8 protein-coding genes and 3 pseudogenes are annotated in these 9395 nt (G+C 67.1%); 6 read left to right on the top strand and 5 right to left on the bottom strand.

What is annotated here, in order from left to right; translation table 11 throughout:
- A pseudogene (locus tag ABZ910_RS35870) lies at nucleotides 1-192 on the top strand (IS630 family transposase); the annotation flags it as partial.
- Nucleotides 193-216: 24 nt separating this feature from the next.
- On the opposite strand, the pseudogene ABZ910_RS35865 reads toward ABZ910_RS35870, so the two are convergent.
- Nucleotides 217-1005, bottom strand: a pseudogene (locus tag ABZ910_RS35865) (transposase); the annotation flags it as partial.
- A 24-nt stretch (nucleotides 1006-1029) separates the two neighbouring features.
- Here ABZ910_RS35865 and ABZ910_RS35860 point away from each other — a divergent pair.
- A pseudogene (locus ABZ910_RS35860) lies at nucleotides 1030-1152 on the top strand (AAA family ATPase); the annotation flags it as partial.
- Between the two features lie 8 nt (nucleotides 1153-1160).
- On the opposite strand, the gene ABZ910_RS35855 reads toward ABZ910_RS35860, so the two are convergent.
- Nucleotides 1161-1796 carry a maleylpyruvate isomerase N-terminal domain-containing protein gene (locus ABZ910_RS35855; protein ID WP_361373560.1) on the bottom strand — a complete coding sequence of 212 codons (636 nt, stop codon included), beginning with the start codon at nucleotides 1794-1796 and terminating at the stop codon, nucleotides 1161-1163.
- A gap of 335 nt (nucleotides 1797-2131) precedes the next feature.
- Between ABZ910_RS35855 and ABZ910_RS35850 the strand changes: the two genes are divergently transcribed.
- Together ABZ910_RS35850 and ABZ910_RS35845 are read left to right on the top strand one after the other, a co-directional pair.
- Nucleotides 2132-2425: a hypothetical protein gene (locus tag ABZ910_RS35850; RefSeq protein ID WP_361373558.1), complete on the top strand. Its 294-nt coding sequence runs from the start codon at nucleotides 2132-2134 to the stop codon at nucleotides 2423-2425.
- A gap of 198 nt (nucleotides 2426-2623) precedes the next feature.
- The gene (locus ABZ910_RS35845) at nucleotides 2624-3115 is read left to right on the top strand and encodes a Type 1 glutamine amidotransferase-like domain-containing protein (protein ID WP_361373556.1); all 492 of its coding nucleotides are present in this window, start codon (nucleotides 2624-2626) and stop codon (nucleotides 3113-3115) included.
- Nucleotides 3116-3475: 360 nt separating this feature from the next.
- On the opposite strand, the gene ABZ910_RS35840 is transcribed toward ABZ910_RS35845, so the two are convergent.
- The 3 genes from ABZ910_RS35840 to ABZ910_RS35830 form a co-directional block, all read right to left on the bottom strand.
- On the bottom strand, nucleotides 3476-3859 hold the full coding sequence (locus tag ABZ910_RS35840; RefSeq protein WP_361373554.1) for a hypothetical protein: 384 nt from the start codon (nucleotides 3857-3859) through the stop codon (nucleotides 3476-3478).
- A 309-nt stretch (nucleotides 3860-4168) separates the two neighbouring features.
- Nucleotides 4169-4765, bottom strand: coding sequence for a class F sortase (locus ABZ910_RS35835; RefSeq protein ID WP_361373552.1), 597 nt, complete (start codon nucleotides 4763-4765; stop codon nucleotides 4169-4171).
- Between the two features lie 220 nt (nucleotides 4766-4985).
- Nucleotides 4986-5477 (bottom strand): sortase, encoded by a 492-nt coding sequence (locus ABZ910_RS35830; RefSeq protein ID WP_361373550.1) that lies wholly within the window; start codon nucleotides 5475-5477, stop codon nucleotides 4986-4988.
- Between the two features lie 815 nt (nucleotides 5478-6292).
- Between ABZ910_RS35830 and ABZ910_RS35825 the strand changes: the two genes are divergently transcribed.
- Entirely contained in the window at nucleotides 6293-7606 is a 1314-nt protein-coding gene (locus ABZ910_RS35825; RefSeq protein ID WP_361373548.1) for a vanadium-dependent haloperoxidase, read from the top strand.
- 630 nt (nucleotides 7607-8236) lie between these two features.
- Complete coding sequence (locus ABZ910_RS35820; protein ID WP_361373546.1) at nucleotides 8237-9169, top strand: TauD/TfdA family dioxygenase; 933 nt, start codon at nucleotides 8237-8239, stop codon at nucleotides 9167-9169.
- Nucleotides 9170-9395 lie beyond the last annotated feature (226 nt).

Below are 9395 nucleotides of genomic sequence, written 5' to 3'. Positions count from 1 at the left end.
AACCCGGTCGAGGGCATCTGGTCCCTCCTGCGAAGGCGCTGCCAGGCCAACACCGCCTTCACCGACCCCACCCACCTGATGCGCACCCTGCGACGGGGCCTTCGCCAGGTCCAATACCGGCCCGACCTCATCGACGGATGCCTCACCGGCACCGGGCTCACTCTGACGACATCACGCCTCAAACGTCAGTAGTGGTTCAGCTCTTGATCGTGGTCTTCATGGTTGCCGGGCGGCTTGCCGCTGGTAGTGGCAGGCACGCGCCCGGGCCTGGTGACGTCGTCGCCATGCGGACCGGTTGAGTCGGTGTGCGGCTGTGTGGCGGAGCTCCGTGGTGAGTGTGCCGTACAGGTGCTGGATCTCGTTGCAAGTCAGCGGTCCGGGTTCGGTTGCTGAGCGCGTTCGTGGGCGGCGGCCGCAGCGAGGAGGGCGTGGGCGAGCAGGGCGACGGTGACCCAGCGGTGCCAGGATGTCCAGCGTCTGACCTGATGTTCGTCCAGTCCGGTCAAGCCCTTGCTGGACTGGAAGGTTTCCTCGACCGTCCACCGGCGTCCGGCCGCCTGCACCAGGGTGTGCAGAGTTACTCGGATTGCCGAGAAGCAGCGGTAGAAGGCGAGTTCATCGGTGCTGCGGTTGCGGCGGACGAGTAGATGGCGGTGGCCGGGTCCATCGTCGGCAATGTCGGCCAAGGCCCAGTCGTAGAAGCGGTGTCCCTTGACCCCGGCGCCAGCGGAGAGCCTCTGCCAGGCTCGCTCGGGTAGCTCCTTGACCAGGGCGTCTGCGCGGATTTTACCCGCGCGTGTGGTGATCTGGTGCGCAGGCGACGGCGAGGACGTAGTCGAGCCGCCGTTGCTCCAGCGTGGTCCGCAGGTGCGGGTTGGCGCCGTAGACCTCGTCGCTAGCCACCCAGGAGGCAGGAACTCCGGCGTCCAAGGCGCGGCCGATCATGCGGGCGGCTCCGGCGAGGGTCAGGGCGGTGAGGACCGTCGGCGATAGTCTGGCTCGCCGAACAGGCGCTGTGCCGACCGTCCGCCGCGGCTCTGCGCGGCAATGGTCGACCGGCTGACTTTCAACGGCGTCATTATCTAGACCGGCACCGAGTCCTACCGCCTCGCTCACACCAAAGCCCAGGTCGAACGGAGTGACGCGAGCTGACGCAACGTTCAGAACACGTTGATCGCGGCTGGTGCTCGCTCCGCGCGAGTCAGGGCACGCAGCAGGGCCGCTTGGCCATGGCGGCGGACGGCGAGCCCGGTCAGCAGCGCAACCACGGGGTTGAGGGCCGTGCCGGGAAGCTCCGGCACGCTGAGGCCGACGCTGACCGCCGGGTCATCCATATGCACAGCGAGCTCGACCATCCGGGTCACGAGGAAGTCGTCCAGGCTCAGCGCCCAGCCTGTTTGTGGCATGAACACCACCCAGTCGTCATGCACCTCCTCAAGGTCGGTACGTTGCTGGTCGAGCGCAGCGTGGACCCGCTCGACCAGCCGTCGCACGCCTTCGGACGAGATGCCTTCACCCTTCGCTCGAATTCCAGAGCTGATCTCGCCGTCGAGCGGCGCATCGATCCACACGGCCCGCGCATAGTGTTCCCGCACAGGGATGGGTTCGTGCTTGGAGTCAGGTCCCTCCAGTGCCGGATCCACGCTGAAAATCTGATACGCGAGGTGGCCGGCCAGACCGCCGACGGTCCACTGCGGCAATGCGCTGGGCTTCTCCCAGGAGGCGGCCACTTCCGGTGCGTCGAGCAACGCTACCGCCCGCGCGGCGGTCTCCAAGTAGGCGTTCTTCAGGCTCACAAGCCCCCCCATGATCCGTCCGGAGTCCCAACATTACGCAGCACCGCCGAGGGGGGGAGCCCGATGCCACACGACCGTCCACGCAGCGCACTCGCTCCGGGAGGACACGGCTACTCAAATCTCTCGTATTGCGACACGCGAGCCCGCCGATTGACATCAAGAGTCATTGACATTGGTCAAGCCAATACCCCCTGAGTGACTCTCGAATTCACCACCGAACGACTCCCGAAGAAAGCTTCTGGTCCACTTCTTGTGGTGGGCTCACTGACGGTGATGTCAGTGGCATGTGGTGAGATGGCCGCGCTCTACCAGCCGCCTGGTGGGAGATCGTTCCGATGCCTGTGTACCCGTCGCTGACCCGTGCTCTCGCGGTGGCATTGGTCGATGTTCTCTGGTTCGTTGAGGGGTGCGAGGACGAGCAGATGGATCCAGATGACGCGGTCAAGGTCTTGGAGAGTGTTGCCCATCTTGTGACTCAGCTGACGAGTGATCAGCGCAGCGAGTTCATCGACCTACTCGGTTCGATGGCTGCTGAGGAGACCGATCCTTCGCGCCGCGAGTTCTTGGGGGGCTTCCCTGAAGGTTTTGGATTCGTTGAGGATGACTTCTGGCCTGGGATCTATTCATAATTCCTCGGGAAGGACATGATGAAGCCTCTCCTCACTGACTCCGGTATCAAGAACGCGAGCATCAAGGATGCGCTGGTCGACCTGCTATAAGCCGATCGCCGAGTCCAGCGCCCTCTGTATCCCCACCGCGGGGTACGGGGCCCCGACGCCGATCCGGGCGGGCCGTGGCGATTCATCAGCGGACGATCCCCCAGTCCCATGACCGAGTTGGGGTGGAAGTCGGTGGGCGTGCTGGAGCTCACCGCGCTGCCCAGCATCGACGAAGCGCGCTGGGTCTCCTGGGTCCGGGAGGCCGACGTCCTGCTGGTGAATGGCGGTGACGCGCTGTACCTGGGCCACTGGATGCGGGAGTCCGGGCTGGCTGAACTCCTGCCGTCGCTGCCTGACTCGGTCTACGTGGGACTCAGCGCCGGGAGCTTGGTGATGACCCCCCGCATCGGGGAGGAATTCGTGGGCTGGAAACCGCCCACCGGCGGCGACAGCACGCTGGGCGTGGTTGAATTTTCGATCTTCCCGCACCTGGATCATCCGGCTTGTCCGGAGAACACCATGGCCCAGGCGGAACGATGGGCGGCCGGGCTCACGGGTCCGGCATACGCGATTGACGAGCAGACCGCCATCAAGGTGGCAGATGGCGTCGTCGAAGTGGTCTCCGAGGGCCACTGGAAGTTGTTCAACCCGACCTCATGAAGCGCTCTTCCGCGGCGTGTTGGTGGTGGAGTGCTGGGGGGCGGCGATTCACGGCGTGAGAAGAACTCGCCTGCGGAGGAGTTCGAATCCAGCGCGGCCGAAAATCTGCCGCTTGAGTATCTTGATCCGATTGGCATGGCCCTCCACGACACCGGAGTTCCATGGATGTGCGGGGCCGGCGACGACGGTATCGAGGTCCCCTTGCTTCGACACACGAGTCGAACTCGGTAGTGTCCTCCTCCCGCCTCCGGGCCGTGAGCTCGTCGCGCAGCCTGGTAAGCGCAGCCCACAGGTTGGCCAGAGCCGTCCTCAACGCGGTTCCGCTCCGCAAGACGATGGGCGAGGCGTCTGCACCGGCTGTCAGGGGTGCGCGTCCGAGAAGCTCTGGAGCAGGGCCCGTACGCCGATCGCGGTGACACCCGCGACCATCAGCAGGGCGACCACCAGGATCCATAGGCCGAGACTTTGTCCGTGCCGGAGCGCAATCCCAGCCCCGATGACGGCACCTACAGGCAGGCCCAGAGCGGGACGCCAGTCCAGCGTGCGAACGACCGGATAGAAGCCCCCGAACACGGCGAACGCGCTGATCATGGTCGTGGCGAGGTACTTCCCTGTTGCCGGCGCAGAGGCGCACCGGTTGCGGCCGTCCGGACATCCGGAATGCTCCACCAGACCGGAGACACCCCACGCGAGTGCGGCCACGGTCAGTACGAACGCGGTGAAGCCGGCCCACTTGAGGATCACGCAGTGACCTTAGATCAACCGGTCTGTTGAGGCCCAGAGTTCGGCGGTTTCCGTGACGGTCTGGGGCATGGGATCAACGGACGGACCAGAGGAAGATTCCGGCGATGTGGAGTCCGGCGAGGTAGATGCTTGCGGTCTTCCAGGGTCCGCCTCCAAACGGGGACAGTCGCCCCTGGACTGGTCGAGTGGATGGAGTGCGACACCGGTTCCGCCCCCGTCGCGGTGAAGGCAGCCGAGTAGATGGGGTGCGAGGTTGTGCCTACGCAGTGGTCGGCGTCCGCGTCCGGCGGTCAGTGCCCGTTCGGCCGGCTACGTCACCGCGGTCAGCGTCGCGTAGACCACGACGTTGCTCAGGTAGCCGGTGCGCTTGGTGTAGCCGCCACCGCAGGTGATCAACCGGAGTTCGGGCCGGCCGGAACTGCCGTAGACCTTCTTACTCGGGAACTTCTTCCTGTCGTAAAGCTCGACGGCGCGGACGGCGAACACCGCTGTCCGCCGGTCCGCCCGGCTGATCTCGATGGTGGCGCCCTCGGTCAGGGCGCCGAGGTCGTAGAAGACACCGGGGGCACCGGTGGGTGTGTCCACATGCCCGGTGGCGATGGCGGTTCCTGCCGAGCCGGGAGCCGTGCCGTCGCCGTACCAGCCGGCGATGCCGGGTTTGCCAGGTGGTGGAGTCCGTAGCGCCCCTGCCGTATCGAGGCCCACTCGTGTCATCGGAGCGTTCACGCCGATGGCGGCGATCCGGAGCCGGACCGGATCCGCGGGGGGCAGCGGAGAGACTGTGGGAACCGTGGGAACCGTTGGGCGGGTGGGGTCTGCAGAGGTTGGGAAGGTCTGGGCCGCCGATGGCTGCGGTGGTTCCTCGTCGTGCACCCCGCTGATCAGTAGCCCCGCACCTGTCGTCATTGCGCAGGCCAGAAGGAGCCTTGCAGGGATGGACGGATCTCGGGAAGCGCTGGTGTGGTGTCTGGGTGCCATCGTGGTCGAGCCTTTGCTTCACGGCGGGTGCGCCGCAGCGGGTGGTGTGGGCCTCGTGGTGGGCGGGCCTCGCGACCACCGGATCGATTCCGTTTCGGGGGCCGGTTACAGGCCGGAGTGGACGGCACCGTCCGGCGGAGTGGGACGGTCAGGTTCGGTTGTCGTTCGGGCGGCGGTACATCCAGATCGCACCACCGGCGGCGGCCGTGACGAGCAGCCCACCGCCCAGGGCGAGCCTCGTACCTATGTCTTCGGCCGGTCCGAAGCCGGCGCTGACCGAGCCGCTCGGAGGGGGGCCGGTGACCTGGTACGTTTCCGTGACCTTGGTCAGTGGCGGGCACTTCAGGGTGACGGTGTCGCTGCCCGGCTCGGTTCCTTCCGGGATCTGGAACTGGCCGGTGAGTACCCCCTCCTGGTCGCCCTCGAAGAGGTGGAACTCTCCTGCCACCTCCGACGAGCCCTTGCCGTAGTCCGCGTCAGGGTCGCAGGCCCTCGTACTGACGGTGACCGTGGAACCCGGGCGGGCATTCCATGGGTTGATGCGGACCTCTGAGTCATCAGCGGCGGCAGCGGCCGGGATCTGCAGTCCGAGGGCGCCGAGAGCCAGGCCGATACCTGCACCCATGTGTGTGTGACGCATGCGAATCCTCCAACGGAATAGTGTTCGGCCTGTCTGAGCGACGCCTCTTCTGTGTTCCGCTCACGAGACAACCGACAGCCCGTCAGTTCCGCAACCTGGCGAATCGCCACATGTGTCACCCAGTCAGGTGCTGCGGCATTCCCTCTTGACCGCTTACGCAGGTCACCGACGCGAAGACCATCCATACCAATCACCCGCCACTCCGTCCCCATAGCGGTGAAGGTCGACCGGGGTCCACGGTCTGGTCTGCCTCAGGCAGCCGCGCCGGGGGCGGCGTGACCGTCCTGCGGGTCGGGCGTTGTGCGCGGCACGCGTGCTGACGTCCCCCTGCGGACGCGTATGGAAACGAGGGGCCCGGACCGTGTCCGGCCTTCGGCCCTCTCCTGCGATCGTGTCGATGCTCCGGCCGCCGCATGGTGAACCGGCGCCGGGAGCAGCCCACGCGCCACTTGTTCAGCATCGCTCGCGCGGTCGCTCACGCTCGCGGCGCTCCCGGTGCAGCACCCGTCCCAAGATCAGTGCGCTCCCGGCGTGCCTGGCCTGAGTTGCTGGCAGTGAAGAACAAGGAGAGGTACGCCCAGGCGAGGCGGCCGAGCATCGTCACCGAGCACCAGGCCGTGGACGACGCTCGCGCACAGGATGTCGCACCGTCACTCCGATGTCGCCGTCAGCTTGCATGACCCCTTATCAGCGATTGGTCTTGCCCCTATGGTGACTTATGCGGTTCCGCTCCGTTCGCACCAGGCAGCAAGGGATACGTGGTGGACCTGAGACGCTCTTACCTTCGTTCACTCCGTGGTTCGCACGTCCGAGCCATGGCCGGGGCTGTTGTGGCGCTCGCCCTCGTCGGCTTCACGACGACGACAGGGCCGGCCGCTGCCGCCCGCCCCGCGTCCGCGGTGGACCAGGCAGCGGTGATCCGCGACTGGAACGCCATCGCCACCGAAACGATCAGTGCCAGTCTGGGCCCCCGCCCCTCCGCGCAAGTCGTAATCTGGCACGGGTTCGTCTCCCTCGCCGTCTACAACGCCGTGGTCGGGATCACGGGAGACTACGCCCCGTACAAGTGGCAGGAGCGCGAGGACTCCACCGCATCCCCCGAAGCGGCTGCCGCCACGGCGGCACATGACGTCCTCCTCACCTACTTCCCCGCATCGCAGCCCCGGCTCGACAGCGCCTACGCCGATTCCCTGGCCGCGATTCCCGCCGGCCCGGCGAAAGACCAGGGCGTGAGCTTCGGCAAGCGTGCTGCCGAGCACGTCGTCGAACTCCGCGAAGACGACGGCCGGTTCGCCGACGTACCGTTCACAGAGCCACCGGCTCCCGGTGTCTGGCGCCCCACCCCGCCGACATTCCAGCCCTTCATCGATACATGGCTCGCCAAACTTCGCCCGCTGCTGGTCACTTCCTCGAGTCAGTTCCGCCCTGGCGAACCACCCGCACTCGCCTCAGCCCGATATGCCCAGGACTTCAACGAGGTGAAGAGCATGGGGGCGAAGACTGCCCCCAGCAGGACCCCGGAGGAGACGCAGACCGCTCTTTTCTTCAGCGGCAGTCTGGCGGCGCAACTCCAGTCCGCCTTCCGGGACTATTCCGCACGCCACGAACTGGGCATCACACAGACAGCGCGACTGTTCGCCGCGGTGAACTCGTCGATCACCGATGCTGCCGTCACCGCGTGGAACACGAAGTTGTACTACGCCAGTTGGCGGCCGATCAGCGCCATTCGCCTGGCGGATACCGACGGCAACCCGGCCACCGCGGCAGACCCGGCTTGGGAGCCACTGCTCGTCACGCCACCGCACCCCGACTACCTAGCCGGCCACCCGACCGTAGCCGCAGCCGCGATGCGCGCGGCCACCAGCGCCCTCGGCGTCTCGCGCCTCGACCTCCATGTGCCCTCTGAGGTCACGGGAACGACGCGGTACTACGCATCCGCCGACGCGTTCAACAGGGACGTGATCAACGCCCGCGTGTGGGGTGGCGTCCACACCCGGACGGCCGACGTCACCGGCTGCCGGGTCGGCGACCGGATCGGTGCCTGGGCACTGACCCATTTCTTCCGTCCGACGCGGACCGTTGTCTCGTCCGCCCAGCAGTCGGCCCCTCAGCCCGGCCGATGTGGCTGAGCGATCAAGTCGGCCAACCCGCCGAGGTAACCCACCTTTCTGAACCTCACCGGATATCGCCCCCGGCACCGCAGGGGTCTCCGAAACGATCTTCGGGAGGCAGAGCAACGGCCAGAGCCGCACGCCTGGTTGCTCTCACAAAGGGCCCATTGCCCGAGCAGGATCGAAAGCAGGCCTACGGGGTTGCTTGATCTCGCACGGCGCGGGAGACGGCGGCAAAGAGCGGATTCTGCCGCTCGTCTGGGGCTTCGCTCTCGCCGGGCACCGTGTGGTCGCGCCGTCCGTGATGTGCGGGCGGGCTCGGCCGTCTCTGCCGGTCTTGACGTGGTGATCTGTAAAGCGGAGGATGGCAGGCATGTTCACGCATTGCGTCCACGCGTTCGGGACGGCCACTGTGCCGGACCGATGTGGGTGCGCGCGTAGCGGCTTGTAGTGGACCCGGATCCCTCGCCGCGTTCTTTCTCTGACTCCGTACGTTCCTGAGAGCCGCCTGCTTCGACGGGGCGGCCTGTGTCGTGTCGTACGGACACTCCTCGCACCCCGCTTCGGTGCACCGATGCCTCTGGGAGAGTGCCCATGCCCACACCCATGCCCACGTCCGCGCCTACGTCCATGTCCACGTCGACACCCATGTCGGAAGCTCCGGCCGCGCCCCGCCTGCGTCCCGCGCGTATCCCCGGCGACGGCCTGTATGAGGGGCGGCGTGTGCTGCGGCGTACCCCGGACGGATGGGAGGACCGCTCCTACGATCTCTTCGAGCTCGCGCCTCAGGCCGCCACCATCGGCGCCGAGATCCGTGGCCTCGATCTGGCTCGGCCGCTGTCGCCGCGTGTGCGGGAGGAGTTGAACCGCGCGCTGCTGGAGTGGAAGGTGCTCTTCTTCCGCGGGCAGCACCTCAGCAGTGAGCGGCAGCGTGAGTTCGCTCGCTTCTGGGGTGAGTTGGAGACCAACCCGCTCCTGGAGCGCGGGGACAGTGACGAGGTGGTGCGGTTCGACAAGAGCGCCGGGTCCGTACCCAGCTTCGAGAACGTGTGGCACACGGACGTCACCTTCCGCGAGCGGCCCGCGATGGGTGCCGTGCTCCAACTGCGCGAGGTTCCGCCGTTCGGCGGCGACACGATGTGGGCGGACATGGCCGCCGCTTACGACAACCTTCCGGACGAGGTGAAGGCGCGTATCGACGGGGCGGTGGCGGAGCATGATTTCCTGCCCGGCTTCCGGCGCTTCTACGGGCCAGGGCGGCTCGCCCGCTGGCAGGACGCGTTCCCGCCGGTGACCCACCCCGTCGTGCGGCGGCACCCGGAGACCGGGCGGCGGATGCTCTTCGTGAACACCTCGTTCACCACCCGGATCCTCGGGCTGGAACAGGCCGAGAGCGACCGGCTGTTGCGCCTGCTGTTCCAGCAGGCGCACGTGCCCGAGTTCCAGGTGCGATTCCGTTGGCAGGCCGGGGACATCGCGTTCTGGGACAACCGTGCCACGCAGCACTACGCGGTGGCCGACTACGGTGACGCGCGCAGGGTCGCCGAGCGCGTCGCCATCGCGGGGGACCGGCCCTGCTGATCCGCCCCTCTGGCCTGTCGGCCGGCCGGCGTTCTCGACGAGGACGGGATCCCGGGCCGCTGCCGCACGTACCGCGATGCGTTCCCGGGCGCCGATGTCCTGTACGCGGCCAGGGTGTACCGCCGCGACGTCGGCGGGCGAGCTGTTCAGGATGCGTTCAGGATGTGACTGACAAGGTCGGGCACCACGGCCATCGCCTGCGGTCGGCCGTTGTCGCAGGGCGCCT

This window comes from Streptomyces sp. NPDC046805, from assembly GCF_040645355.1.
Taxonomy (GTDB): domain Bacteria; phylum Actinomycetota; class Actinomycetes; order Streptomycetales; family Streptomycetaceae; genus Streptomyces.
Note: the sequence above shows the minus strand (reverse complement) of the source record. Positions and strands in the feature narration are given on the sequence as shown.

What these genes read in the sequence shown, in the direction of transcription:
- ABZ910_RS35850 (WP_361373558.1), top strand. Translation starts at nt 2,132, where the DNA reads ATGCCTGTGTACCCGTCGCTGACCCGTGCTCTCGCGGTGGCATTGGTC.
- ABZ910_RS35845 (WP_361373556.1), top strand. Translation starts at nt 2,624, where the DNA reads ATGACCGAGTTGGGGTGGAAGTCGGTGGGCGTGCTGGAGCTCACCGCG.
- ABZ910_RS35835 (WP_361373552.1), bottom strand. Translation starts at nt 4,765, where the DNA reads ATGACGACAGGTGCGGGGCTACTGATCAGCGGGGTGCACGACGAGGAA.
- ABZ910_RS35830 (WP_361373550.1), bottom strand. Translation starts at nt 5,477, where the DNA reads ATGCGTCACACACACATGGGTGCAGGTATCGGCCTGGCTCTCGGCGCC.
- ABZ910_RS35825 (WP_361373548.1), top strand. Translation starts at nt 6,293, where the DNA reads ATGGCCGGGGCTGTTGTGGCGCTCGCCCTCGTCGGCTTCACGACGACG.
- ABZ910_RS35820 (WP_361373546.1), top strand. Translation starts at nt 8,237, where the DNA reads ATGTCGGAAGCTCCGGCCGCGCCCCGCCTGCGTCCCGCGCGTATCCCC.